Genomic DNA, 26613 nt, shown 5'->3' with positions numbered 1-26613 from the left:
CCGGCACTCAGCCCGTCGAAACCGGTGCCTCGTCGTCGTCTTCGCCGATCCATTGGCGCAGTTGCTGCCGATGCTCGCGTGACAGGGTCAGGAAGCGGAAGCCTGCCCAGCTCTGGCCGGGCGCATGCGCCGGTTCGCTCCACAGCAGGTGTACGCCGACGTCGATCAGCTCGCTGCGACCATCGGCCAACGGCAACGGGAAGCGCAACTGATACAGCGCATCGTCGCGCAGCGTGGCGCTGGCCAGCATCAGCATGCCGGTCTCGGACACATTGCCAAGTCGGCCGACCACGCTATCGCGCATCTGGTCGGTCACCGGTATCAGATCGGAGACCTGCCGACGCGGTGCGCGGCGGGTATCCACAGGGGGCTGGGTACTCATGCATTGGGCTCCTGCGGGCGATGTCCGGCGAGCGTGCGCAGTGCGCCCAAGCTCGCCTGCCAAGCGCGATCGACCAGCCGGCCCTTGTCTTCGGTGACCAGTTGCGCGCGTCCGGCATCCATCTGCCGGGCGAGGGCGTCCAGGGTGGTTTCGCTGATCTTCTGTCCCCGCGCGTTGACGAACAGCACATGGCCGGTCAACAGGCTGTACCAGGACAGACGCTGGCGGCGCAGTGTGCCTTCGCCATCGTCGATATCGAACCAGCTGCCGAAGGGTAGCGCGCACAACTGCTGGTAGCAGGCCTCTTCGGCTTCGCTGCGAGGGGTGGCGTCGTTTGTCAGGGCCTGTGCGCCTGCGTGCTCGCCCAGTCGTGCATGCGCCTTCAGGCGTGCACTGAGTTCGGTGCGTGAGGTGCTTTCGTCTTCACCACCCGGCGTGGACAGGCGGCGCGCGACGGCTGCGGCTTCCTCTGCGTGGTAGCCGACCTGCAGCAGGGCCGATTCAACCTCGGCGGCCAGCGATGCATCGGTCGAGCTGCTTTCGCTGGCGGCCTCGGCAGTGATCGCCGCGATGCGTTCGGTCTGCTGCAGGCGCTGCTGCCATTGCGGCGAATCATCACCGTGGCGCAGGCGGGTTAGCGTCAATGCGTCCGCCCAGGCCTGGCGCAGCAGTGTCTGCACGAAGCGTGGCGGTTCCTGCGTGTCGCAGCACTGATCGATCTGCGCATTGGCCTGGCGTCGCGCAAGTTCCAGCCGTTCCTTGCCGCGTGCGGCTTCCACGTGACGGCGCTCGGCCAGTTCGGCGCGGTGCGCGGCGGCACGCTGGTGCTGCTGTATCTCTTCGTTGGCGGCGGCAAAGGCCTCGGGCGTGCGTGCATCCTGGCCGAGCAGGCCCTGTACGCTCTGCGCCAGCCGTTGCAGCAGCTGCGGGTCGACATCGTCATCGCCGAGCCAGCTGGCGCCGGCTTCAGCGACATGGTTGAGCAGTTCGCGTGCCGGGTGTTCGTCGCGTACGAAGAATCCGGGGTCGGCCATCGCTGCGCGCGCCAGTGGCACCTGCAGGCGCGCGAGCAGCGCGGCCGGCACCGGATCCGGTCGTTGTTGCTGCTGTACCTGCTGCAGCAGCAGGCGCAGCAGATCGAGGTTGTCGCTGTCGCGGCTACCAAGGTTTGCCTGCGCGCCATGCTCGCTGCGCAGCTGGGCGACCACGGCGGCCTGCAGATCGGTCATGGCGCTGGCGGCGCTGGCCTGGCCCTGCAGGCGCGCCAGTACGGCATCAACTGCCGCGCTGGGCAGGGCTGCCGTTTCAGCCGCTGGCTGTGGAGCTTGCCGCGCCCGTTGCAGCATCTCATGCAGCATGCTGCTGGCCGGCACAGTCCGTCCGACCGACGAGCCGGGCGCTGTCGCATCGGCGAGAGCGTCCTGCATCAATGTCGACCAAGAGCCGGCCGGTGCCGAGCCACCCCAACCGGTCATCGGCGTGGGCGGGCGCGGTGACGGGCGTCCGCTGCGGCCGCTGCCGACCGACTGGGTGATGATCCGGCGGGTGCTGGAAGAACGCGCCAGGTACGGGGTGTAGACCAGGCCCGGCAGGATGCCGTGCTGTGCCAGCAGCGCATTGGCGCGGTCGAGCACATCGCCCAGCCGTTCCAGTACCTGCCGCTCGAAACTGCGGTACAGCGCCATCTGGACGTCGGCGCTGAGGGCATCCTGTTCGGCCAGCTTGCGCACCATCGCGCACAGGGCCTGCGGTGCCAGCGGCAGGGTATCGGCTTCAAAAGCCGGTGTGCCGGCAACAACACCCAGACGCTGGCCGAGCAGGTTCAAGGCGTTGGCCGAACGCAGTGTTTCCCGGCGCACCATTTCGGTCAGCAGCAGGTCGCGGTCGACCTCATGCTCGGCCACCAGGGTCAACCCCAGCATGCCGGGCAACGGCGGTGGGGTGACGGCGGCCACGACCGGGGCGGCCGGTTCACGCAGCCGCGCAAGCGCATCAGCCAGTGCATCGAGCATGCGGTCGCTGAAGTGACCGGCGAATGCATGCAGCTGGCCGCGTTGGCCCAGCAGATCGGCCTGCTGTTGCGGGTTGCGGGCATGGTCGGCGTCATGCAGCAGGGTCTGCTCCAGCGCTTCCACGGTGAGGATCAGCGGTGCCGTCAGGGCCTGGTGGCACAGGCCGATCAACGCGCCCAGCAGCTCGCGTACACGCGGCGGCAGGTCGGCCGCGGCCAAGCGGGCAGTGTCGGCACTGGAAAGAGAGAAGACAGCAGACATCGGCGAGGGGGTCCGGATTCCCGCGTATCGAACTTGGAATCTACCGTGTCGGCCGGTGGCGGCGCTACTTTAGCGGCAGATTCATTCAGCGCGGCCTTCCATGGCCGCGCGGCAGGCAGATCAATCTTCCAGGAACAGGCTCACCACATCGTTGGTGAAGCGCCGGCCGAGCTCGGTTGGCTGCACGTACCCGTCCGCCACCACCAGCCAGCCGCGCTGCACCGCTTCGGCCAAAGGAACGTCCAGCACGCTGCGGGCCAGGCCGGTCCGCGATTCGAAGTCGCGCAGGCTGAAGCCTTCGTGCAGGCGCAGCAGGTTGAGCATGTACTCGAACGGCAGGCGATCGGCGGCGATCACCTCGTCGCCGCCGAAGGATGCCGCCGTGCCTGCGGTATCCATGAACGTCTGCGGGTGCTTGTGCTTCCAGCGCCGCAGCACGTGCTCCTCGGCGCCGGAACTGATCTTGCCGTGTGCGCCGGCGCCAATGCCGAGGTAGTCACCGAAACGCCAGTAATTCAGGTTGTGCGCGCTCTGCCGGCCGGGGCGGGCATAGGCGCTCACCTCGTACTGGCCGAAACCGGCCTGCGCCAGCAGCGCCTGGCAGTGTTCCTGCATGTCCCACGCATTGTCTTCATCGGGGATGCCCTGCGGCGGCCGCGCGAAGAACACGGTGTTCGGTTCCAGGGTCAGCTGGTAGTGCGAGATGTGGGTCGGCTGCAACGCGAAGGCGCGTTCCAGGTCGGCCTCGGCACCGGCCAGGGTCTGCTCCGGCAGGGCGTACATCAGGTCGATGTTGAAATTGTCGTAGCCCGCGTCCTGCGCCATCTTCACCGCGCGCTCGGCCTCACCACTGTCGTGGATGCGGCCCAGGCGCTTGAGCATCGCATCATCGAAACTCTGGATGCCGAAGCTGAGGCGGTTGACGCCGGCCGCACGGTAGCGGTCGAAGCGGCCGTGCTCGGCGGTGCCCGGGTTGGTTTCCAGGGTGATCTCGGCATTGGGCGCGAAGCGCAGACGTGCGCTGGCCTGCTGCAGGAAGCGGTCGATGGCTTCCGGCGGGAACAGGCTGGGCGTGCCGCCACCAAAGAACACGCTGCTGACCACCCGGCCCCAGACCAGCGGCAGGTCCTGGTCGAGGTCGCGCACCAGCGCATCGATGTAGGCATCGAAGGGCAGTTCGCCCTTGGCCTGGTGCGAGTTGAAATCGCAGTACGGGCACTTGCGCACGCACCACGGCAGATGCACGTACAGCGCCAGCGGCGGCGGCACCAGACGTGGCGGGGTGTCGTGGCCGCAGGACTCGCCGGGCAGGTGGTTGCAGTGGTCGTGGTTGTGGGCGTGCGGCATGGCTGGCGTGATGCAGACGTGGGGGGAGCGGCAGATCAGTCCGCCGCCCGCAGAAGGGGGTCGACCAGGGAGCGCGGTTGCGCGCGAAGCACGGCAGCGGCAATCTGGCGGAAGAAGGGCGAGGGCCCTTTGTAGCTGCCTATAGCGTTGTCCATCAAACGGTGGCGCGCAGGACTGCAGCCATTGCGCATGCACAGATGGAGACCGGAGACCATGGCTTTGCGCTTGTCGGCAAAACTGTCAAGCCGTACTTCCAGCACGTCCACCAGTGCCACATGGCGCCACCGATGCAGGCTGCCGATGTTGTGATAGCGCAGGTGGCCTGCAGCGCCGTCCAGTTCGACGCGCTGCCACATGATGGGCGCGCCGATGAGCGTGATGACGGTCATGCCGACCAGCGCAACCACCGGCACCGCCCACCAGGATTCCTTCCCTGCCCACGCCAACATGCCGCCAAAGATCGCACCACTGATCAGTCCCAGTACGGCAAGCAATTGCACCAGTTCCATTCCGGTGCGGTAGCGCTTCACGGTCATCCTTGAGTCTCCTGTTGGACGCTGGTTCAGGCCGCGAGCTGCTGCTTGAGCTGCTGTTTGAGCTGCTGCAGGGCGATGGCGCGATGGCTGATGGCATTCTTCAACGCCGGTTCCATTTCCGCAGCGGTCAGGCCGTGGGCTGTATCCAGGAACACCGGGTTGTAGCCGAAGCCGTTGCTGCCGCGCAGTTCGCGGATGATCTGTCCTTCCCAGCGGCCTTCGCAGATCAGCGGCTGCGGGTCGGTGGCGTGGCGCAGCAGCACGATCACCGCATAGAAGCGGGCGCTGCGCTGGCTATCGGCGATGCCGGCCATCGCTTCCAGCAGCTTGGCATTGTTGGCCGCGGCGTTGGTCGGATGGCCCGCATAGCGCGCGCTGTACAGACCCGGCGCACCACCGAGGGCATCGACGATCAGGCCCGAATCATCGGCCAGCGCCGGCAGGCCAGTCGCTTCGCAGGCGGCGCGCGCCTTCAGCAGCGCGTTCTCGACGAAGGTCAGGCCGGTCTCTTCCACATCGCCCAGGCCCAGTTCGGCGGCCGAAGTGATCTGCAGCGGCAGGTCGGCGAGGATTTCCTGCATTTCCACCAGCTTGCCAGCGTTGTGGCTGGCCAGGACAAGCTTCTTCATCAGCGGGGCTCCAACAGGTCCCAGGTGTTGCCGTACAGGTCGCGGAACACCGCGACGGTGGCGTAGGGTTCTTCGCGCGGTTCTTCCAGGAATTCGACACCGGCAGCCAACATCGCCGCGTGGTCGCGGCGGAAGTCATCGGTGTTGAGGAAGAAGCCGACACGGCCGCCGGTCTGGTTGCCGATGCGGCTGCGCTGTTCGTCGTTGCTGGCGCGGGCCAGTAGCAGGGCGGCGGCGCTGCCATCGGTCGGGCCGACCACTACCCAGCGCTTGCTGCCCTGGTCGATATCTTCCAGCAGCTGGAAGCCGAGCTTGCCGGTGTACCAGGCAATCGCTTCGTCATAGTCGGCCACCACCAGGGTGGTCAGGGCAATGCGCCGGTTCATGCCGACAGCGCTGCCTGCTGCGCGGCCAGCAGCTCGGTCACGCCCTTTTCGGCCAGGCCCAGCAGCGCATCCAGTTCGTCACGGCGGAAGGCATGGCCTTCGGCGGTGCCCTGCAGTTCGATGAAACCGCCGCCATCGTTCATCACCACGTTCATGTCGGTGTCGCAGTCGCTGTCTTCGGCGTAATCCAGGTCCAGCACCGGGGTGCCGCGGTAGACGCCGACCGACACCGCTGCCACGGCACCCAGGATCGGGTTGCGCTTGATGTCGCCGCGCTTCATCAGCACGTTCACCGCATCGACCAGGGCCACATAGGCGCCGGTGATGGCAGCAGTGCGGGTGCCGCCGTCGGCCTGCAGCACGTCGCAGTCGAGGGTGATGGTGCGTTCGCCCAGTGCGTTGCGGTCAACGCAGGCACGCAGGCTGCGGCCGATCAGGCGCTGGATCTCCAGCGTGCGGCCGCCCTGCTTGCCGCGTGCGGCCTCGCGGTCGCTGCGGGTGTGGGTGGCGCGCGGCAGCATGCCGTACTCGGCGGTCACCCAGCCTTCGCCCTTGCCACGCAGGAAGCCCGGCACCCGGTTCTCGATGCTGGCCGTGCACAGCACGCGGGTTTCACCGAAACAGACCAGCACCGAACCTTCGGCGTGGCGGGTGAAACCGCGCTGGATGACGACCGGGCGCAGCTGATCGGGCTGACGGCCACTGGGGCGGAAATCGGACATGGGGCAGGTTCCGTAGGGAAAGGGAGTACGCCGCCATCCCCGCGGCCTTCACGGGGCGGGGAAAGGGGCTCAAAAGAGACCGCTAGGGTACCATTCCCCCTTTGCAAGCACCGGATACATCCATGATTCGAAGCATGACGGCCTATGCCGGCGGCGAGCGTTCCACCACGTGGGGCACGCTGGGCTGCGAGCTGCGCTCGGTCAACCACCGCTTCCTGGAAGTGGGCACCCGCCTGCCCGAGGAACTGCGCGCATTGGAACCGCAGCTGCGCGAGCGCATTTCCGCCCGCCTGAGCCGTGGCAAGCTGGATCTGGTGATGCGCCTGCGCGCGCCGGAATCGGCTGCCAGCCTGCAGATCAACGAGGTGCTGCTGGGCCAGCTGGGCCAGCTGGCACACCGGCTGACCTCCGATTTCCCCAACCTGCAGGTCAGCTTCACCGACCTGCTGCAGCTGCCGGGCGTCACCCAGGGCGAGGCCACCGATGCCGCAGCCCTGCAGGTTGAAGCACTGGCGCTGCTGGACCAGGTGCTGGACGGCTTCATCGCCGCCCGCGAGCGTGAAGGCAACACGCTGGCCACGGCCATCGCCGAGCGCGTGGATGCCATCGAGCGCATCGCCGCCGAGGTCCGTACGCTGATTCCAGCCATTCGCGACGGCCAGCGCGCCAAGCTCGCCGCCCGCCTGGCCGACCTGCCGCATCCGGTCGATCCCGGCCGCGCCGAGCAGGAACTGGTGATGTGGCTGCAGAAGCTGGACGTGGACGAGGAACTGGATCGCCTGTCCAGCCACATCGTCGAGATCCGTCGCGTGCTCAAGCAGCGCGAGCCGGTTGGCCGCCGCCTGGACTTCCTGCTGCAGGAGTTCAACCGCGAGGCCAACACGCTCGGCTCGAAGTCGGTGGACAGCCGCACGTCCAATGCCGCCGTCGAGCTGAAGGTGCTGATCGACCAGATCCGCGAGCAGGTGCAGAACATCGAATGAGCATTTCCACGCCCCCGGCCGCGATCGCACGCGGCACGCTGTACATCGTTGCCGCGCCCTCCGGCGCCGGCAAGAGCAGCATCGTCAACGCCACCCTGGCGCGCGACCCGCAGATCGCCCTGTCGATCTCCTTCACCTCGCGGGCCATGCGCCCGGGTGAAGTGAACGGCCAGCACTACCACTTCGTCAGCGCGGAGAAGTTCGAGGAGATGATCGCCGCCGGCGACTTCTTCGAACATGCCTGGGTGCATGGCGACTGGAAGGGCACCGCCCGCCAGTCGGTGGAGCCGCAGCTGAACGCCGGCCAGGACGTGCTGCTGGAGATCGACTGGCAGGGCGCGCAGCAGGTGCGCCAGCTGGTGCCGGGCACGGTGACGGTGTTCATCCTGCCGCCGTCCAAGCAGGCCCTGCAGGACCGCATGCGCAAGCGCGGCCAGGACAGCGAGGCGGTCATCGCCCAGCGCCTGGGCGCCGCCCGCGATGAAATGCTGCACTTCAACGAATTCGACTACGTCATCGTCAATGAAGTGTTCGACACCGCCGTGGACGAGCTGTGCGCGATCTTCACCGCCAGCCGCCTGCGCCGGGAGGCCCAGAAGGTCCGGCACGCCGGCCTGATCCAGGCGCTGTTGACCCCGGATGCGAGTTCAACTGATTGATTCCTAAAGGGTCCGGTGGGGGTCGGCTTGATTTTGTCCAGCCCCTGCCAGTACACTCCGTCCCCTTTCCCTCATTCGACTGAGCGGCCGACCGGTCGCCGGGAGCCCGTATGGCCCGCATTACCGTAGAAGATTGCCTGGAAGTCGTTAACAACCGTTTCGAGCTGGTGATGATGGCCTCCAAGCGCGCCCGTCAGCTCGCCAATGGCGTGCAGGCCACGCTGGACAACAGCGAGACCGAGGACAAGCCGACCGTGCTGGCGCTGCGCGAGATCGCTGCCCGCAAGATCGACAACGCGCTGATCGACGAAGTCGAGAAGGCCGAACGTGAGCGCGCCGAGCGCGAAGCGCTGGAGTGGGCCGCCGCTGAAGTGGTCGCCGACGAAGACATGTCCAAGAACGACGATTGATCGCATCGATCAACGTCTTCGCTGGATACGCCGAACAGCCCGCCCCGTGCGGGCTGTTTCGCATTCAGGGTTTGCCGTAAACGTCGCGCTGGCATAGGCTTTGGCCATGAACCCAGGCCCCACTGCCAAGGTCGCCGCAGTCCCCGCTGCCGCCGTACCCGATTACGTCCTCCAGCTCGAACGCGCCGCCCACTACCTGCCGCCCGAGCAGCTGCCGCTGCTGCGCCGTGCGTGGGAAGTCGGCGCCTCCGCGCACGCTGGGCAGACGCGCAAGTCGGGTGAGCCCTACATCACCCATCCGGTGGCCGTGGCCCAGGTGCTGGCCGAGCTCGGCCTGGACGTGGAAGCGCTGATCGCCGCGATCCTGCACGACACCATCGAAGACACCCCGCTGACCCGCGAGGCCCTGTCGGCCGAGTTCGGTGAAGCCGTGGCCGAGCTGGTGGACGGCGTCACCAAGCTGGACAAGCTGAAGTTCCGCGACCGCCAGGAAGCGGCCGCCGAGAGCTTCCGCAAGATGCTGCTGGCGATGTCGCGCGACCTGCGCGTGATCATGATCAAGCTGGCCGACCGCCTGCACAACATGCGCACGCTGGGCGCGCAGAGCCGCGAAGCGCGGGGTCGCATCGCCCGCGAGACGCTGGAGATCTACGCCCCGATCGCGCAGCGGCTGGGCATGAGCCTGGTCAAGAGCGAACTGCAGAACCTCGGCTTCAAGGCGCTGTACCCATGGCGCCATGCGATCCTGGAAAAACACATCCGCAGCCAGCCGGTGGTGCGCCGCGAGGCCTTGGCGCAGGTGGAGGTGCAGTTGTCGCAGCGCCTGGCCAAGGAGGGCATCGAGCACCGCCTGGTCAGCCGCATCAAGACCCCGTGGAGCATCTACAACAAGATGCGCGACGAGAACAAATCCTTCGACCAGGTGATGGACGTGTTCGGCTTCCGCCTGGTCGTGCGCGGCGTGCCGCAGTGCTACCACTCGCTGGGCGCAGTGCATGCTGCGTTCAAGCCGCTGGACGGGCGCTTCCGCGATTTCATCGCGATCCCCAAGGCAAACGGTTACCAGTCGCTGCATACCGTGCTGTTCGGCCCGTATGGCTCGCCGATCGAAGTGCAGATCCGCACCGAAGAGATGGACCTGATTGCCGAGCGCGGCGTGGCGGCGCACTGGACCTACAAGTTCGGCGGTGACTCGCCCAACAGCGCGCAGAGCCGCGCGCATGCCTGGATCGTCGAACTGATCGACTCGCAGCGTGCCGCCGGTTCCTCGCTGGAGTTCCTCGACAACGTCAAGGTCGACCTGTTCCCGGATGAGGTCTACCTGTTCACGCCGAAGGGCAAGATCCTGGCCCTGCCGCGCAATTCCACTGCGCTCGACTTCGCCTATGCCGTGCATACCGATGTCGGCAACATGGCCGTGGCTTCGCGCGTGGACAAGAAACTGGTGCCGCTGCGCACCAAGCTGGTGTCCGGGCAGTCGGTGGAGATCATCACCGCGCGCTCGGCCACGCCCAAGCCGCAGTGGCTGGAGTTCGTGGTCACCAGCAAGGCACGCACCGCCATCCGCCACCAGCTCAAGCAGCTGGAGCACGAAGATGCCGTGCAGCTGGGCCATCGCATGCTTGACCGCGCGCTGGAGGCGATGGACAGCTCGCTGGAGCGCCTGCCGAAGGGCCGTCTGGATGCCTTCCTGGCTGAACATCGTTTCCCGCGCCTGGAGGCCCTGCTGGCGGAAGTCGCGCTGGGCAACTGGATGCCGACCCAGGCCGCGCAGGCGCTGATGGCGTACGCCGAACTGCGCGGCGGCGCGCATTCGCGCCACAGCTCGCAGGAAAAGATCCTGATCAATGGCAGCGAGCGCGGCGTGGTCACCTTCGCCGGTTGCTGCCAGCCCATTCCGGGCGACGACATCATGGGTTACCACACCGCCGGCAAGGGCATCGTGGTGCATCGCATGGATTGCCCGAACCTGGCCGAACTGCGCAAGTCGCCTGAGCGCTGGGTGCTGATCGGTTGGGACACCACCGTGTCCGGCGACTACGACACCTCGCTGGTGGTGGAAGTGGAGAACGGTACCGGCGTGCTCGCGCAGCTGGCTGCGGCAATCGCGCAGAGCCATTCCAACATCGAGCGCGTGGATTACCTGGACCGTGATTTCAACGCCGCCGTGCTGGCGTTCAACATCCAGGTGCGCGACCGCAACCACCTGGCCGAAGTGATGCGTCGCCTGCGCCGCCTGTCGGTCGTGCAGGCGGTTCGTCGCCAGTAGATCCACGCCATGCGTGGATGCACCCCCACCCGGTACAATCACCGCTCTGTTTTCCCCCAACGCACCGGAGCGACCCATGTCCCGCCAGATCATCAACACCGAAAAGGCCCCGGCCGCCATCGGCCCGTACTCGCAGGCCGTGCGCGCCGGCAACACCGTGTATTTCTCCGGCCAGATTCCGCTCGACCCGGCCACCGGCGACATCGTCGGCGTGGGTGACGTCGAAGCACAGGCCCGTCGCGCCTTCGACAACCTCAAGGCCGTGGCCGAAGCCGCGGGCGGTTCGCTGGACAAGGTCGTGCGTCTCGGCCTGTACCTGACCGACCTGGCCGAATTCGCCAAGGTCAACGCCGTGATGCAGGACTATTTCCAGGCCCCGTTCCCGGCCCGTTCCACCATCGAAGTCTCCGGCCTGCCGAAGGGCGCCAACTTCGAGGTCGACGCGGTGATGGTCATCGACTGACCGCCACGTGGCACGCAAGGCGGCGGTCACCCCGGCACTGGCACCGTCCGGTGAAGCATCGCTTGCGATGCTCGCCGGCGTCGGTCCGGCCGTGGCCGCCAAGCTGCAGGCGCGTGGCCTGGCCACCCTGCAGGATCTCTGGCTGCACCTGCCGCTGCGCTATGAAGACCGCACCCGGCTGACCCTTATCGAAGACCTGCGCAACGGTGTTCCGGCGCAGGTGGAAGTGCGGGTGGTCGCCGTCGAGCGCGGCATGCGCTACCGGCCGATGCTGAAGGTAGCGGTGGAAGACGAAGGGCAGGGCACCCTGGTGCTGCGCTTCTTCCACTTCCGCCAGCAGCAGGTCGGCCAGTTCGCGGTCGGCAACCGGCTGCGCTGCTTCGGTACGCCCAAGCCCGGGCACCTGGGGTTGGAGATCGTCCATCCCAGTTACCAGGTGCTGGGGCGCAATGACGATCCCGATCTCGGCGACCGCCTCGACCCGGTGTATCCCACCGTCGAAGGCGTCGGCCCGATGACGATGCGCAAGCTGATCGGCCAGGCGCTTGATCGCCTGCCGGAAGAAAGCACGCTGGAACTGCTGCCGACAGGCTGGCTTGATGGCCTCGGCCTGCCATCGCTGCGCAGTGCGCTTCTCACTGTGCATCAGCCTCCGCCGGATGCAGACCTGGCCGCACTCGCTGCCGGCACCCACCCAGCGCAGCGCCGGCTGGCGATGGAAGAACTGCTGGCGCACCACCTCAGCCTGCGTCGCCAGCGCATTGCGCTGCAGGCGCACCACGCGCCGCCGCTGGCCGGCCCCGGCAAGCTGGCCAAGGCGCTGTTGAAACAGCTGCCATTCGCGTTGACCGGTGCGCAGGCGCGCGTGTTCAAGCAGATCCGCGAAGACCTCGCGCGCCCCAGCCCGATGCTGCGGCTGGTGCAGGGCGACGTCGGCTCGGGCAAGACAGTAGTGGCCGCGTTGGCGGCGATGCTGGCGGTGGAGCAGGGCAAGCAGGTCGCATTGGCTGCCCCCACCGAACTGCTGGCCGAACAACATCTCAACAACCTGCGCGGCTGGCTGGAACCGCTGGGCGTACGCATTGCCTGGCTGGCCGGCAAGGTCACCGGCAAGGCGCGCGCGAAGGTGATGGAACAGGTCGCCAACGGCGAAGCGCAGGTGGTGGTGGGTACCCACGCACTGATGCAGGAGGCGGTGGTGTTCCAGGATCTGGCCCTGGCCATCGTCGACGAGCAGCACCGCTTCGGCGTGCACCAGCGGCTTGCGCTGCGCGACAAGGGCAAGGGCGGCAACAACGTGCCACACCAGCTGGTGATGACCGCCACGCCGATTCCGCGCACGCTGGCGATGTCCGAATACGCCGACCTGGATGTATCGGCCATCGACGAACTGCCGCCGGGCCGCACGCCGGTGCAGACCGTTGCACTGAACAACGATCGTCGCCCGGAACTGATCGAGCGCATCGCCTTGGCCTGCCAGGAAGGGCGGCAGGTCTATTGGGTATGCACGCTCATCGAAGAAAGTGAAGAACTGGATGCCACGCCCGCGCAGGCCACCTACGAATCGCTGCAGGCGCTGCTGCCCGGCGTGCGCGTGGGGCTGGTGCATGGCCGGCTGAAAGCGGCCGAGAAGCTGGCGACGATGGTCGCGTTCAAGGCCGGCGACATCGACCTGCTGGTGGCCACCACGGTGATCGAAGTCGGCGTTGACGTGCCCAATGCCTCGCTGATGGTGATCGAGAATGCCGAGCGCCTGGGCCTGGCCCAGCTGCACCAGCTGCGTGGCCGCGTCGGCCGTGGTTCTGCGGTATCGCGCTGCGTGCTGTTGTATCAGGCACCGCTTTCGCAGATGGCGCGCGAGCGCCTGCAGACCATGCGCGAGACCAACGACGGTTTCGTCATCGCCGAGAAGGATCTGGAACTGCGCGGTCCCGGCGAACTGCTGGGCACCCGCCAGACCGGCCTGGCCGGATTCCGTATCGCCGATCTTGCGCGCGATGCGGGCCTGCTGCCGGGTGTGCATGAGTTGGCCGAACGCCTGCTGGCGCAGCAACCGGCGCTTGCAGATCGCGTGGTGCAGCGCTGGATCGGTACCGCCGTGCGGTACGCCTCGGCCTGATTGACCGGTTGGGGCCGGATCCCTTTGCCGAGCAAAGGGCACTGACCCCGCAAGGGCCAGGACGTCCGCCGCGGACTGGTAGAGCCGAGCCCATGCTCGGCTGCTGTTCGCGCTGCGCGCGTGAGCCGAGCATGGCTCGACTCTACAAAAGCCAAAAGCCTATCCACGCATGGCGTGGATCTACTGGCATTTGCTAGACGGCCGGCAACTGCGTACCCATGTATTCGGACAAACCACGGCAGGCCAGCAGCAGTCCTTCGCGGATGTCATCGCCCATCTTCTGCACTTCTTCGCCGTCCACGCGCACGCGCTCACTGGCATGCAGCATCTCCAGCAGCAGGATCAGCCCGGCATTGGCGCGGTCGATGCGGGCCAGCGCCACACGTTGGCCCGGCGTATGCCAGCGGCTCGGCCACGGCTGACCATCGGCACCTTCACCCTGGCGGATGCGCTTGAGGCAACCCAGCAGGGTGAAGCCGTCGTCGGCATGGGCAGCCGCGGGGGCGGACAGCGTGGTTTCCAGTGCGCGTGCCAGTTCATCGGGGATGCTGGCGGCGGCGTCGCCCAGCGTGGCGAACAGGAAGGGATAGCGGGATGCGGTCATGTCGGCAGTCCTTGTGCGCAAGGCAAGAGGCCACCCACGCGAAGGCGAGGGTGGCGGACGGTGAGTGGTTGCAATACCGGTGACTGCCTCAAGAACGCCGGCGGGCACGAGGCCCCCACGCACCGCCCGCCATAAAACGCACGGACGGATTGCCTGCCGGACGCCACGCAGTAACACGCGCGCAACGCCGGCAGGCAAGCGTAAACAACAAGGCAGTCAAACGGGATTGCAAGCCCGTGCCATCCGTTGTCGATGGCCTCTCATGATGTCCACGACAGCCCTCGTCGCTTCAATGAGAATCATTGGAAAAGTCGAAAACGCTGCAATTGCAGCGGGGCCCTGCAAGGCAGGCCGATTACGTCATTGTTCTCGATCCTTTCGACGTCCATCCACGCATGGCGTGGATCTACTGTGTCGACCAAGGTCGACACCCACCAACAGCAGGTCATGCGTGGATCCACGTGTCGACCAAGGTCGACACCCACCAACAGCAGCAGGGTCGACACCCATCAAGAGCAGGCCATGCCATTCCGACAGATCGCGGAGAACTGTCGAAGGCGGGGTGGGTCCGGTGGCGGGGGCGTGAGCGCCATGGATGGCGCGACCGAGCTTACATGGACGTACTTGCAGCGTCCCCCGCCACCGGACCCACCCCGCCATCCCACGGAATGCCAGCTTCTGCCGTTGCCGTTGCCGTTGCTCCGGCCTCTGCGGGTGCAGGGCGCCGCCCTGCCGAACCCCCGTACTTGCAACGGTCATCTTCCCGGTCCACACTTCGTTGCCGATCTGAAGACGGCAACGATGACCAAGAAGATCCCGCTGTTGATCGATACCGACCCCGGTGTCGACGACGCACTGGCCCTGCTGATGGCCTTCGCCGATGAACGGCATGACGTGGTCGCCCTGACCATCGCCGCCGGCAACGTAGGCCTGCAGTACACCGTCCGCAACGCCCTCAAGCTCTGCGACATCGTCGGCCGCACCGACGTGCCGGTGTTCGCCGGCAGCCCCGATCCGCTGCTGCATCCCTCCGTTGACGCCGCCCACGTGCATGGCCGCGATGGCTACGGCGACGTCGATCTGCCGCCGCCGAGCCGCCAGGCCGACGCCGAGCACGCCGCGCTGGCGATTCTGCGTTTGTCGCACGAACATGCCGGCGAACTGATGCTGGTGATGCTCGGTCCGCTGACCAACCTGGCGCTGGCCCTGAAGCTCGACCCGACGCTGCCCCAGCGCATCAAGCGCATCGTGGTGATGGGCGGTGCAGTCACCTGCCACGGCAACATCACTCCCGCTGCTGAATTCAACATCGCCTTCGATCCGGAAGCCGCGCATGTGGTGTTCACCGCGTTCCCGCACCTGCTGGTGTCGGACTGGGAAGCCACCGTTGCCCACGGCCTGCCGTTGACCGAAGCCGAACAGTGGCTGGGCGCCGAATCCGATCGCGCGCGCTTCTACGAGCTGATCTCGCGCAAGACCCGTGGCCTGTCTGAAGACAGCAAGGGCGGGCGCTGGTACACCGCCGATGCGCTGGCCATGGCCTGGGCGTTGAACCCGGAAGGGCAGCTGCAGGTCGAGTCGCGGCCGCTGAACGTAGAGCTGAACGGCACGTTCAGCCGCGGCGCGACCATCGTCGACTGGAACCGGCAGACCGGCCAGCCGGACAACTGCGATCTGCTGATGGCCTACGACCAGGGGCGTTTCGAGGCCCTGGTACGACAGGCCCTGGGCGCGGACTGAAGTTCGACCCCCGCACTGGTTGCCCCGGGCGGCAACCAGTGCTTATAATGCCGCTCTTGACCACCAGCCCATTTACGGTGTGAGCCCATGAAGGCCGATATCCATCCGAACTACCGCGACGTCGTCTTCCATGACGTCACCTCCGATTTCAAGATCCTGACCCGCTCGACCATGGCGACGAAGGAAACCATCAAGTGGGAAGACGGCAACGACTACCCGCTGGTGAAGGTTGAAATTTCCTCGGCTTCGCATCCGTTCTACACGGGCAAGCACAAGGTCATCGACACCTCGGGCCGTATCGACAAGTTCCAGAAGCGCTACGCGCGCTGATACGTCGTACCCGGTTCGAACCGACGGCCGCGCTCTGCGCGGCCGTTTGTTTTTGTCCGGCGCCTGCCCAACGGGCGTTTGGATGGACGGAACACTGCGTCCTTGTGACAACGCGTTTGCCGATCCCGGCCGCTCGCTGGCAGGGTGTCGGCTGCCTGTCGTCTACGACTTCTGTCTAGCGCCCGGCAAATGCTGCTGTGCGATAATGACCTGATCCCCGGCACAGGCCGAGGACGTCATTCACGTGCCTGACCAATGCGCTTGGGCAGGCGCCTTCCCATGAAGGAGCGCACACAGTGTCCGATCTTGATCAGGTCACGCTCAACGCCGGCGATACGTCGGTCGTTCTGCCCGTCATCAAACCCACCCTCGGCAACGACTGCGTCGACATCGCGAAGCTGACCAAGGAAACGGGGTATTTCACCTACGATTCCGGTTTCACCGCGACGGCCAGCTGCAAGTCCGCCATCACCTACATCGACGGCGACAAGGGCGTGCTGCTGTATCGCGGCTACCCGATCGAGCAGCTGTCGGAGAAGTCGAGCTACGTCGAAGTGGCCTACCTGCTGATCAACGGCGAGCGCCCGAGCGCCGAGCAGCTGAAGGCCTTCACCGACGAGCTGGCTGCCGAAGCCAACGTCGATGCGTCGATCAACACCCTGATCGGCAGCTTCGCCAAGGATGCCCATCCGATGGCCATCCTGACCGCCGCCATCGCGCAGCTGTCGGGCATCTATCACGCCTCGCTGGACCTGTCCGACGCCGAACAGCGCCGCCAGGCCGCCGTGCGCCTGATCGCCAAGGTGCCGACCCTGTCGGCGCTGATCTACCGCCACGGCAAGGGCCTGCCGGCCAACAAGCCGGACACCTCGCTGGACTACGTCAGCCGCTTCCTGAAGCAGACCTTCGAGTCGGCTGATGGCCAGTACGAGCTGAACCCGGATGTGGTCAAGGCGCTGGATCTGCTGTTCATCCTGCACGCCGACCACGAGCAGAACGCCTCGACCTCGACCGTGCGTCTGGTCGGTTCGACCGGTGCCAATCCGTACGCGTCGGTCGCCGCTGGCGTCACCGCGCTGTGGGGTCCGGCCCACGGCGGTGCCAACGAAGCCGTGCTGAAGATGCTGGAAGAGATCGGTTCGGCCGACAACGTCGAATCGGCCGTGCTCAAGGCCAAGGACAAGACCTCCGGCTTCCGCCTGATGGGCTTCGGCCACCGCGTGTACAAGAACTTCGACCCGCGCGCGAAGGTCATCGGCGAGATGACCGGCAAGGTGCTCAAGCAGCTGGGCGTGCAGGATCCGCTGCTGGACGTGGCTGTGAAGCTGGAGCAGGCCGCGCTGCAGGACGAGTACTTCGTCGCCCGCAAGCTGTACCCGAACGTCGATTTCTACAGCGGCATCATCTACAAGGCGCTGCAGATCCCGACCGAAATGTTCACCGTCATGTTCGCCCTGGGCCGTACCTCCGGCTGGGTCTCGCATTGGCTGGAACAGCAGGTCGACCCGGAAATGAAGATCGGCCGTCCGCGCCAGGTCTACACCGGCCACGACGTGCGCGACTACCAGGGCTGATCGCCTGCGGTAGGTTGTGCTGAAGGCGCCCCGCAATCGCGGGGCGTTTTTTTTTGTTTCGCTTCTGGTAGATGCCAACCTTGGTTGGCATGATTTCGGCGCTCGCGAAACATCATCCACGCATGGCGTGGATCTACCGCGTCTCCGCCTTTGGTAGGTGCCAACCTTGGTTGGCACGCTGTTCTCCGCGCCAAGAGCGCGTGATTCAAGGGTCTCATCAGCTTCACAAGCGCTCGCGCAGCCTCAGGACGCCAGCTGCACCCGCAGCACCTGATACGGAGCGTTCGACCCCATGAGTACCCGATTCGACCCACCCGAGCGCGGCCCGCTTGGTCCCGACGTCGCGACTGTTGTCACCACTCCCATCGTGCCGCCCACCAGCGAAAGCGCGGTGTCCTGGGGCGCCATTTTCGCCGGCGCCGTTGCCGCTGCTGCACTGTCCCTCATCCTGCTCATCCTTGGTGTAGGCCTCGGCCTGTCCTCGGTATCGCCGTGGTCGTTCGAGGGCGTTTCCAAGGAAACCTTCGGCTGGACCAGCGTCGCGTGGCTCACCTTCACCGCGCTGGCCGCTTCCGGTCTGGGCGGCTATCTGGCAGGCCGCCTGCGCACCAAGTGGACGCAGATCCACGGCGATGAAACCTACTTCCGCGATACGGCGCACGGCTTCGTGTCGTGGGCTGTGGCCACGCTGCTCACTGCCGGTCTGCTGACCTCGGCCATCGGTGGCGTGCTGGGCGCCGGCGCAAAGGTGGCTGGTGCCACCGCAGGCGCCGCGGTCTCCACCGCAGGTGTGGCTGCTGCCGGTGTCGGCACTGCGGCTGCCGGCGGTCAGGAAGGCGACCTCGACTACTGGGTGGATTCGCTGTTCCGCAACGCCACCACGCCGGGCCCGGACGCCGCCGGTGCACCTCCGGTTCCGCCGACAGCGGGCGCAGCACCGGGCAACGGCCCGATGGACCCTACCGCACCGCCGCCCCCGGCCGCCGCCAGCGTTGGCTCACGTGACGCCCGCACGGCCCCGCCGCCGCCGCGCCCGATGCCGGGCAATGGCCCGATGGGTGACCGCCGCGAAGTGCGTGCCGAAGTGAACCGCATCATCGTCAACAGTCTGCAGGGAGATGGCCTGGACCCGGCCGATACCCAGTACCTGTCGCAGCTGATCGCGCGCGAGACGGGCATGAGCCCGGCCGAAGCGCAGGCCCGTGTGACTGACGTGCAGACCCGCATGCGTGCTGCGCTGGAAAAGGCCAAGACCACCGCCAAGCAGGTTGCCGACGATGCCCGCAAGGCAACGGCCTATGCCGCGCTGTGGCTGTTCATCACCCTGCTGATCGGCGCGTTCTTCGCCAGCCTCAGCGCCACCTGGGGCGGCCGTCGCCGCGACCTGTAATCCGCATCTGATGCAAGGAGACCTGCCATGAAGACGCTTCTGCTCTGGTTCCTGGGAGTACCGATTCCGCTGCTGATCCTGTACGCGATCTTCTTCTGAGAACCTGTTGTTGAGTGAGACCCATCAGGCCGCCGTGAGGCGGCCTGATGCCATCCAGTTGCGCCTGAGCATTTGCACAGTCGAGCCACGCTCGACGCACGCGCGCAGCGCGAGCAACAACCACGCGCAGGCCCGGTACTACGCCTCCGCGTACCGGCTCGGTGAACATCCCAGCACACGCCGGAAGGCCGCAGAAAACGCACTCGGGCTTGCATAGCCCAGGTCCAATGCCACGCGTGTCACTGCCTGGCCCTGTCCCAGTCGCTCGATGGCCGCCAGCAGGCACACCTGTTGCCGCCACTCGGCAAAACCCACCCCCGTATCGGCGCGGAACAGGCGCGTGAACGTGCGCCGGCTCATGCCTGCCTCGGCGGCAACATCATCAAGGCGGGCCGCCAGTGAGGGAGTATCGAACAGGGCACGACAGACACGTGCGAGGCGTGCATCGGCAGGCAGCGGCGCATGCAGGGAAAGTACCGGCATCGATGCGATTTCCGCCACCAGCAACTGCATCAGTTTGCCTGCGCGTCCGTCTTCATCGTACAGCGGGGGCAGGTCCACCGCCGCCTGCAGCAGCTGCTGCAGCAGCGTAGAGACCGCATACACCCGGCAGTGCTCCGGCAGCGCCACTGCGTCGGCCGCCTCGGCGGAGAGAAAAGCGTTGAGCATCGTCACCGGCCCCCGCGTGGTCATCTCATGCGCCAGGCCTGCAGGCACCCAGCAGGCGCGCCGTGGCGGAACCAGCCAGCGCCCCTGCGGCGTGGCCACACTGATGGTGCCGCGCGCAGCGAACGCGAACTGCCCTCGCCGGTGAGCATGGCGGGGAAACGTGAACTCGGCTGCGTAGTCGTTCGAGGTGACCACGACATCGCGTGGCAGGTCTTCGTAGGGATCAAGCAGCGAGTTGCGCATGGCCCGGATTCTATAGCGATTGACCCGTCATCAACGGTGCGACTGACGTGCGATGCCTAGCATCGGGGATTCCCCCAACTGCACTGGAATCCCATGGCCAATACCTTTCATCGCGTGGGGCACGGATCGCACCCTGTCCTGGTCGTGCACGGCTGGTTCGGCGACGCGCACGCGTTCGAGCCGATCGAGCCATGGTTGTCGCGCGACGAGTTCAGCTACCTCTTCATGGACTGCCGCGGCTACGGCGGCATGCGCGATGCGCCCGGCGCGTACACCATCGACGAGATCGCCTCCGATGCGCTGGACCTGATGACGTCCCTCGGCCACGAACGCTTCAGCGTGGCAGGTCATTCGATGGGCGGCATGGCCATTGAACGCATGGCGGTGCTTGCGCCGGAACGGATACGCGGCATGGTGGCCATTGCGCCGGTGCCTTGCGGCGGCATTGCCTACGACGCCGCGACGCGAGGCCTGCTTGAAGCGGCAGCCGGGGACGTCGGCATGCGCCGGACCATCATCGATCGCAGCACTGGCGGACGGCTGCCGGCGCAATGGCTCGACTGGAAGGCCGCGTATTCGGCGGCACATGCTTCACCTGCGGCATTTGCTGCCTATCTTCCAGCGTGGGCGGATACCGACTTCAGCAATGAGATCGTCGGCACTCATCGGTTGAAGGTGCTGGTGGGTGGGCACGATCCCACCTTCAACCGTGCACTGATGGAGCGCACGTATCTGTGCCGCTACCGGCAGGCCGCGATGGAGGTCCTGCAGGATGCCGGGCATTACCCGATGAACGAGACGCCGTTGGCCTTGGTGGCGGCCATGGAATCGTTCCTGAAAGAGGCGTCGGGTCCGGGATGAATGGTTTCTGACATTGGATGTCGTTTTCACATCTTTTCGGAGTTATTGCATGGGCATCACATTCGAGGCGATAGAACCTGAGGGCACTTATCCCTGCATGGAGAACACCATGAACCGACGACTCACCCTTGCGCTCCTCGCCACTTCCTTGAGCCTGTTCAGCGCTGGGGCCTTTGCCCAGTACACCGGCCCGGGCGCCACCAGTGCCGTCACCACGGTGGCCGAAGCACGCGACCAGCGTGACGACCAGCCGGTGGTGCTGCAGGGCACGCTGGTGGCCAAGATCGGCCACGAGCGCTACCGCTTCAAGGACGCGACCGGCGAGATCGATGTGGAAATCGACGACAAGGATCTGCCCAGCCACCAGGCCGTCAGCGCGACCACCGTGGTGGAGCTGCACGGTGAAGTGGATACGCACCGCTTCAAGCCTACCGACATCGACGTGGATCATGTGCGGATCGTCAGCACGCGTTGAGGCGGCGGTGGTGCACCCGTGCGTCGAGCATGGCTCGACTCTGCAAAGTGCATGCCGCGCAATGAGGTTTGTTGCAAAGGCCGAATGAGGAAATTTGCATAACCCTCAAACATTGAACGCCTTCAAAGAATCTCCTTAACGTTCAGTTATTTAGGAAAGCTTGAATGGCCGGCGCGGGGTAGGCATACCTACCATTCTCTCGTCGGCCGCACCCACCTCTGCGGACGGCGCTTCCCTCCCTTTCTCCTTGGGGAGGGGAGCTTTCATATCCCCCTGTCCGAGAGAGACAACCATGCACGCCATTCTGAAGAAGGCCACGCTCGCTGCAGCGTTGGCCACCCTTTCGCTGTCCGCCCATGCCTTCGACGCCGACATCAAGGTCTGGGCCAGCGTCGACCCGACCCTGGCCATGCTGAAGGCCGACGGCACCGCGCTGGATTCGGTGGTGAACCTGGTCCACAACCCGGTCAACGGCCTGGTGCCGTGGTCGCAGCAGGTGCGTATCTACTCCAACGATATCGACCAGGACATCGAAGTGCGCGTCGGCAGCGCGCCGCAGCTGCTGCACACCTCGGGCGCTGGCGCCCCGGTGCCGCTGACCGTCAGCCTCAACGGCAAGGCATTGACCGTGGCCGCGCAGGACTTCCTTGCCTCCGACCTGTTCGATGGCGCGCTGCCGGGCGCATCGATTCCGATGCCGCTGCGTATCGCGCAGACCAACCAGGCGCCGATCACTGCCGGTGGCCAGTACGAAGGCATCGTCACCATCGCCATGCAGCAGAAGACCACCAGCCCGTAAGGCGCCCGCGCCGGCCCGCTTGCCGGGCCGGCCGCTTCCGGTAACACCCCCATGAAATCTCCCGCACCCGCCGTCACCCGGCTGGCGGTCGCGCTCGCCCTGTCGTTGGCCACGCCCCTGGTCGCGGCGCGCGGCGTTCCCGCCGGTTTCGAGGATCTGGTCGAAGGCCAGACCGAACAACTCGAGGTACGCCTGTTCGGTCGTTCGACCGGGCTGGTGCCGGTGCGCGTGACCCTGGAACACGTGCAGCTGGAAGCCCCGGCCGAGGCGCTGCAGGCATTGCAGCTCCCCGCCGAGGCACAGGCCGCATTGTTGCCGGCGCTGTCGCAGCCGCTGCCGCGCAACAGCCATCTGGCCTGCCGTTATGGTGGCGCCAGCGCCGGTTGCGGTTACATCGATCCCCCCGAGGAGCCCACCGCCGTGCGCGCGCTGTATGACGAAGGCGAGGGCGCCGTGCGCCTGTTCGTCGCCCGCCAATGGATTCCCGGCGAACCGGCCGCCGAGCGCTACCACCAGGTCAGCGCTAATGCCGAAAACGCCTTCCTGCACCAGCACACGCTCAACGTCAGCGGTGGCCGCGGCTACCAGTCGCTGGCTGCGCAGGGCATGGGCGCGCTGGGCGTGTTCCAGCGCGGGCACCTGTCCGCCGACTGGACCTTCAGCCAGCAGCACTACCGTGGTGGCCGCGCCACCCGTGATTTCCAGCTGGACAACGCCTATTACCGCCATGACCTGGGGCAGCAGCACTACCTGCAGGCTGGGCGCATGGACCGCCGCAACCTGAGCAGTCCGCAGGGCGGCACCTTCAGTTTCAGCATGCTGCCGATGGATCGCTTCCAGGGCCTGCGGCTGGGTACCACGCAGGCCTACGTGGATGCAGCTGCCGCCGTGCAGGCCACGCCGCTTACCGTGCTGCTGGCGCGCGATGCACGGGTGGACGCCTTCGATGGCGAGCGCCTGCTGCAGACCTTCTATCTGCAGGCCGGCATCAACCAGCTCGATACGCGCCGGTTCCCGCTGGGCAACTACACCATCACCCTGCGCATCTACGAAGACGGCGTGCTGGTACGCAGCGAGGACGCGCCGTTCGACAAGGGCGGCGACTGGACCGACAGCAGCGTGCAGTGGTTCCTGCAGGGCGGCCGCCGCAACGAGCGCCGCAGCGATCGTTTCGATGATGAGCTGGCGGCGATGGGCGGCGTGCGCGTGCCGATGTCGCGCAACGTGGCGATGACGGCCGGCCTCGCCGACCTTGGTGGCTTCAGTTATGGCGAACTGCGGCTGGACCTGCGCCATGTCTTCGCCACCCAGGAGATCCGCGCCACCCTCAGCGGCATGCACGGCAGCGATGGCAGCCGTGGCCAGCAGCATCAGGTGTCCTATCGTCGCCGTGCCTCGTGGAATGTGTACCACCAGCGCATGCGCGGCCGTGCCTGCCAGTTCGAGGATGACGCACGCGACCGGCTCGGCTGTGCCGATTCGCTCAGCGCCTCGATGGCACTGCCGCTGGCCGGTGGCAATGCCTACGTGGCCTATACCCGCCGCCAGACCTGGCGCGCAGGTACCGTGCAGCCGGGGCTGGGGGATGATCCGCTGGCCGGGCTGGACCCGCTGTTGCCGCCGTGGATTCCACAGCCCACGCGCGTGCCGCAGCTCAGCCGCACCTGGCAGGCCAGCTACAGCCGCAGCCAGCGCTGGGGCGAGTTCAGTGTGTCCAGCCGCATCGGCGTGTGGCAGCAGACCAGCGGCGGCGGCCTGCGCGACGGGCGTGACCGCGGCATCTATTTCAACTTCAGCCTCAACCGCCTGCAGCGCGGTGATCGCGGTAGCTCACAGCGGCGCTACGGCCTGGATGTGCGCCAGCCGCAGCACGCACGACCGGACATCAATTACAGCGCCGGCCAGACCCTGCGCCAGGAATACGAAGACCAGTACCGCGAAGTGTCCGGCGAATTGCGTGGCAACAACAACGAACGCTACAGCGCCACGCTCAGCGGGCAGCTGCAGAACCGCATCGGCCAAACCGGCGCCACGGTATCGCGCTACCAGCACCAGGGCGGCAACGAGGTGGCGTACAGCGCCACGCACAGTTCCGGGCTGGCCATCGGCTCGCGCGGGCTGTACTGGGGCGCAGGCGTGGGTGCCGATGCCGGGCTGGCGGTGCAGGTGGACGGCACTGACGATCTGGACTTGACCGGCGTGGCCGCCGAACTGCAGGTGGGCGGACTGCGCCGGCAGCGGCTGAAGCTGGGCGAACGTCGCCTGCTGCCGATTTCCGCCTACCAATCGCACCGCGCCGAAGTACAGGACGCCAGCGCACTGGACAGCATCGCCGCCGTGCGTGTGAGCGGTGTCGGCGGCGCACGTCCGCTGTTCCTCTCGCCCGGGCGGCTGGTGCGCATGCCGGTGCCGATTGAAGTGACCTACACCTTCATCGGCAACGCCCACGACATCGCCGGTGCACCGCTGCGCGGCGCCCGCATTCTCAACGCGCCGGTGCCCGGCACCGGCAGCAATGGAGGCTTCGTGGCCGACTTCCCACGACGCGAAAAGACCCTGTACCTGCTGCAGGACGACAGGCTGCTGCACTGCCCGCTGCAGGTGCGTGAGCGCCGCAGCGTGGTGATGCTGGTGGGCACTGTGCAGTGCGAACCGCTGGCCGTAGCGCAGCTGCCCGCCGACATCCGCCATCAGGCACGGGTGACGCGACTGCTGCAGGAGCAGGCGTTGATTGCCGCCACGCCGCAGACTGCGGCAGCGGGAGGTGCGCAGTGAACCGGCGGGTGTGGTGGGTGATGGCGGTGCTGTGCGCGTTGGTGGTGTTGGCGCCACGGGCGATGGCGCAGCAGCCGCCGGAGACCGATCCCAGTCCGATAGTTCAGCAGGTGACGCTTGCGTGGGATCGATCGTCCATGCCAGGTGATCTGGAGATTTGGCCAGACAGGACGGTTCTGGGCTTCAGTCGTGACGTGTCGCGCAAGCTTGGCCAGATACATCTGACCTGCCGATCCAGTGTGGATCCTTCGCAAGGCAGCTGCAGAACCTCTGGCGATGAGGATGTGCTATTCGGATCGTCGGAAATCGTACTCAGGATGGTCGAACAACGATCCGGTCTTCCAACAGAAGTGAGATTGAACGGTTGGTTGCGACGGATCGTGTCGGGTCGTGCATGCACTAACGATTTTTGGACCCTGTACGTGTATCCGCTTTACTCAGCAGCTTGGGACCAATGCAATGTTGATGAGCCGCTAGGTACCGGAGTAAGGCTTGTACTTCCACAAGAAGAACTCAGGAGACTGGTAGCGGGTCAGTGGCACGGTGAGCTCCAGCTCGATCTCAAAGTGGATCCAGCACAAGGGACGGTGCTGACCAATGTCATCACTTTCGACTTCACCATCACCGACTACAACGCGGTCTCCATCTACTTCCCGCTCTTCGACCAGGTCACTCCACACGTCGGCTTGAACCTGCAGTACGACCCGCTCGCACAGACCATCGGCGGCCGAACCCAACTCGACATGTGCCTGTACGACGGACTGGGCTCGCAGAGCCAGTACCTGGGCGTCACCGTGCGCGACAGCGGGCCACGTCCTCCGGGGCCTTCCGGCTATTCGGTCTGGCATACCGACGGCGGCAGCGATGCCACGCAACGCGTGGACTACACCGTCACCCTCGATCACAACGGCAGCGCCATGCCCCTGCGCAACGGCGTGGAGCAGCTGCTGCACGGCATCGATACCGCCAAGCTGCGCCTGGTGCTGTTGCCCGGCATGACGCAGCCGGTGTTCTGCGTGCCCACGCCATTGACGCTGGAAACCCCCCGCGTGCCGGTCAGCAGCAAACGCCCCGGCTACTACGACGGCGATCTCAAGGTGGAACTGCGCGTTCCCACTGTCACGCCCTGATTCCCATGGAGCCCCCGATGAAGCCTCTCATTCGCTGCCTGCTTCCCTTGTCGCTGCTGATGGCGATGCCTGCCCACGCCAACCTCACCGTGCACCCCATGCGCACGTCGGTGGACGTGAAGAAGGGCGCGCAGATCCGCATCTATTCGCAGTCCACCCTGCCGCAGTACGTGCAGGCCTCGATCAAGCGCATCGTCGACCCGGCCGGTGCAGAAGAACACGAGGTCGAGGTCGAGCCCGGCGAAGCGGCCATCGCCATCACGCCCGGAAAGTTCGCGCTGGCTGGTGGCGGTAATCGCCTGATCCGGGTAATTCCGCTGCAGCCGGTCGAGAAGGAAACCGCCTACCGCGTGTATTTCGAAGGCGTGCGTGGCCCTGACGTCATTGAGCGCGCAGACGAGGGCGAGCGCGCGCAGGCGAATGTCGGCGTCAGCCTGATATGGGGCGCACTGGTCAATGTGCTGCCCGCGCAGCCGGCCATGGCGGTGCAGGTGGAAGGCAATCGCCTGCGCAACACCGGCACTGTGCGCGTAGGCATCACCAGCATCGCTGACTGCGATGGTGCGCGCTGCACTGCGCACGACGTGTCGCGAAGCCTGTATCCCGGCAGTGCGTTGGAGCTGCCTTTCCCCGTGCAGCCGGGACACACGCTGCAGATGCGTTACCGACTGACCCGCGATGGCTATCGCGAGCACCTGCAGACCCTGGCGCCCAGCGCCGGTTGATTCCTCAGCCCCGCCAGCGGC

At 66.3% G+C, this 26613-nt stretch carries 25 protein-coding genes; 16 read left to right on the top strand and 9 right to left on the bottom strand.

Annotated features, from left to right (window positions below; translation table 11 throughout):
- Nucleotides 1-7 precede the first annotated feature (7 nt).
- The 7 genes from QOL57_RS08760 to rph all read right to left on the bottom strand — a co-directional run bounded on the left by QOL57_RS08760 (nt 8) and on the right by rph (nt 6275).
- Nucleotides 8-382: a PilZ domain-containing protein gene (locus QOL57_RS08760; RefSeq protein ID WP_089236674.1), complete on the bottom strand. Its 375-nt coding sequence runs from the start codon at nt 380-382 to the stop codon at nt 8-10.
- Complete coding sequence (locus QOL57_RS08755) at nt 379-2655, bottom strand: DUF1631 family protein (RefSeq protein ID WP_089236673.1); 2277 nt, start codon at nt 2653-2655, stop codon at nt 379-381. Before QOL57_RS08755 ends, QOL57_RS08760 begins: the two co-directional genes overlap by 4 nt.
- 120 nt (nt 2656-2775) lie before the next feature.
- The gene (gene hemW, locus QOL57_RS08750) at nt 2776-4002 is read right to left on the bottom strand and encodes a radical SAM family heme chaperone HemW (RefSeq protein WP_244900659.1); all 1227 of its coding nucleotides are present in this window, start codon (nt 4000-4002) and stop codon (nt 2776-2778) included.
- Between the two features lie 35 nt (nt 4003-4037).
- Nucleotides 4038-4538 carry a hypothetical protein gene (locus QOL57_RS08745; protein WP_089236672.1) on the bottom strand — a complete coding sequence of 167 codons (501 nt, stop codon included), beginning with the start codon at nt 4536-4538 and terminating at the stop codon, nt 4038-4040.
- Between the two features lie 26 nt (nt 4539-4564).
- On the bottom strand, nt 4565-5167 hold the full coding sequence (gene rdgB, locus QOL57_RS08740; RefSeq protein ID WP_089236671.1) for an RdgB/HAM1 family non-canonical purine NTP pyrophosphatase: 603 nt from the start codon (nt 5165-5167) through the stop codon (nt 4565-4567).
- On the bottom strand, nt 5167-5553 hold the full coding sequence (locus QOL57_RS08735; protein WP_089236670.1) for a VOC family protein: 387 nt from the start codon (nt 5551-5553) through the stop codon (nt 5167-5169). Before QOL57_RS08735 ends, rdgB begins: the two co-directional genes overlap by 1 nt.
- On the bottom strand, nt 5550-6275 hold the full coding sequence (gene rph / locus QOL57_RS08730; protein WP_025874210.1) for a ribonuclease PH: 726 nt from the start codon (nt 6273-6275) through the stop codon (nt 5550-5552). Before rph ends, QOL57_RS08735 begins: the two co-directional genes overlap by 4 nt.
- Nucleotides 6276-6397: 122 nt before the next feature.
- On the opposite strand from rph, the gene QOL57_RS08725 reads away from it, so the two are divergent.
- The 6 genes from QOL57_RS08725 (at nt 6398) to recG (ending at nt 13178) form a co-directional block, all read left to right on the top strand.
- A complete protein-coding gene (locus tag QOL57_RS08725; protein WP_089236669.1) occupies nt 6398-7258 on the top strand; it encodes a YicC/YloC family endoribonuclease in 861 nt (286 codons plus the stop codon).
- Entirely contained in the window at nt 7255-7917 is a 663-nt protein-coding gene (gene gmk, locus QOL57_RS08720; RefSeq protein WP_089236668.1) for a guanylate kinase, read from the top strand. Before QOL57_RS08725 ends, gmk begins: the two co-directional genes overlap by 4 nt.
- A gap of 110 nt (nt 7918-8027) precedes the next feature.
- Entirely contained in the window at nt 8028-8327 is a 300-nt protein-coding gene (gene rpoZ / locus QOL57_RS08715) for a DNA-directed RNA polymerase subunit omega (protein WP_005410877.1), read from the top strand.
- Between the two features lie 106 nt (nt 8328-8433).
- Nucleotides 8434-10596 (top strand): bifunctional (p)ppGpp synthetase/guanosine-3',5'-bis(diphosphate) 3'-pyrophosphohydrolase, encoded by a 2163-nt coding sequence (locus QOL57_RS08710; protein WP_025874213.1) that lies wholly within the window; start codon nt 8434-8436, stop codon nt 10594-10596.
- Nucleotides 10597-10672: 76 nt separating this feature from the next.
- Nucleotides 10673-11059, top strand: coding sequence for a RidA family protein (locus QOL57_RS08705; RefSeq protein ID WP_025874214.1), 387 nt, complete (start codon nt 10673-10675; stop codon nt 11057-11059).
- A gap of 7 nt (nt 11060-11066) precedes the next feature.
- Nucleotides 11067-13178, top strand: coding sequence for an ATP-dependent DNA helicase RecG (recG, locus tag QOL57_RS08700; RefSeq protein ID WP_089236667.1), 2112 nt, complete (start codon nt 11067-11069; stop codon nt 13176-13178).
- Nucleotides 13179-13371: 193 nt separating this feature from the next.
- Here recG and QOL57_RS08695 read toward each other — a convergent pair whose 3' ends face one another.
- Nucleotides 13372-13782, bottom strand: a complete 411-nt coding sequence (locus tag QOL57_RS08695; protein ID WP_089236666.1) for a hypothetical protein — start codon at nt 13780-13782, stop codon at nt 13372-13374.
- Between the two features lie 801 nt (nt 13783-14583).
- Here QOL57_RS08695 and QOL57_RS08690 point away from each other — a divergent pair.
- From QOL57_RS08690 to QOL57_RS08675, 4 genes are all read left to right on the top strand, one after another.
- Nucleotides 14584-15522, top strand: a complete 939-nt coding sequence (locus tag QOL57_RS08690; RefSeq protein ID WP_089236665.1) for a nucleoside hydrolase — start codon at nt 14584-14586, stop codon at nt 15520-15522.
- Between the two features lie 87 nt (nt 15523-15609).
- Nucleotides 15610-15852, top strand: a complete 243-nt coding sequence (locus tag QOL57_RS08685; RefSeq protein ID WP_010484049.1) for a type B 50S ribosomal protein L31 — start codon at nt 15610-15612, stop codon at nt 15850-15852.
- Between the two features lie 296 nt (nt 15853-16148).
- Nucleotides 16149-17426 (top strand): citrate synthase, encoded by a 1278-nt coding sequence (locus tag QOL57_RS08680; RefSeq protein ID WP_089236664.1) that lies wholly within the window; start codon nt 16149-16151, stop codon nt 17424-17426.
- Nucleotides 17427-17718: 292 nt separating this feature from the next.
- A complete protein-coding gene (locus tag QOL57_RS08675; protein WP_089236663.1) occupies nt 17719-18816 on the top strand; it encodes a hypothetical protein in 1098 nt (365 codons plus the stop codon).
- Between the two features lie 237 nt (nt 18817-19053).
- On the opposite strand, the gene QOL57_RS08670 is transcribed toward QOL57_RS08675, so the two are convergent.
- Nucleotides 19054-19827: a helix-turn-helix transcriptional regulator gene (locus tag QOL57_RS08670; RefSeq protein ID WP_089236662.1), complete on the bottom strand. Its 774-nt coding sequence runs from the start codon at nt 19825-19827 to the stop codon at nt 19054-19056.
- A gap of 93 nt (nt 19828-19920) precedes the next feature.
- Between QOL57_RS08670 and QOL57_RS08665 the strand changes: the two genes are divergently transcribed.
- From QOL57_RS08665 to QOL57_RS08640, 6 genes are all read left to right on the top strand, one after another.
- A complete protein-coding gene (locus QOL57_RS08665; protein WP_089236661.1) occupies nt 19921-20688 on the top strand; it encodes an alpha/beta hydrolase in 768 nt (255 codons plus the stop codon).
- Between the two features lie 109 nt (nt 20689-20797).
- Nucleotides 20798-21163, top strand: a complete 366-nt coding sequence (locus QOL57_RS08660) for a NirD/YgiW/YdeI family stress tolerance protein (RefSeq protein WP_089236660.1) — start codon at nt 20798-20800, stop codon at nt 21161-21163.
- Between the two features lie 292 nt (nt 21164-21455).
- Entirely contained in the window at nt 21456-21962 is a 507-nt protein-coding gene (locus tag QOL57_RS08655) for a CS1 type fimbrial major subunit (RefSeq protein ID WP_089236659.1), read from the top strand.
- Nucleotides 21963-22013: 51 nt separating this feature from the next.
- Nucleotides 22014-24737 (top strand): TcfC E-set like domain-containing protein, encoded by a 2724-nt coding sequence (locus tag QOL57_RS08650; protein ID WP_089236658.1) that lies wholly within the window; start codon nt 22014-22016, stop codon nt 24735-24737.
- A 20-nt stretch (nt 24738-24757) separates the two neighbouring features.
- Entirely contained in the window at nt 24758-25867 is a 1110-nt protein-coding gene (locus QOL57_RS08645; protein WP_089238085.1) for a CfaE/CblD family pilus tip adhesin, read from the top strand.
- A gap of 17 nt (nt 25868-25884) precedes the next feature.
- Nucleotides 25885-26592 (top strand): pilus assembly protein, encoded by a 708-nt coding sequence (locus QOL57_RS08640; protein WP_089236657.1) that lies wholly within the window; start codon nt 25885-25887, stop codon nt 26590-26592.
- The last annotated feature ends 21 nt before the right edge of the window (nt 26593-26613 follow it).

The organism is Stenotrophomonas sp. yr243 (genome assembly GCF_900184195.1).
In the GTDB taxonomy this organism is placed as follows: Bacteria; Pseudomonadota; Gammaproteobacteria; order Xanthomonadales; family Xanthomonadaceae; genus Stenotrophomonas; species Stenotrophomonas lactitubi.
This window is presented reverse-complemented; position numbering and strand designations above follow the sequence as displayed.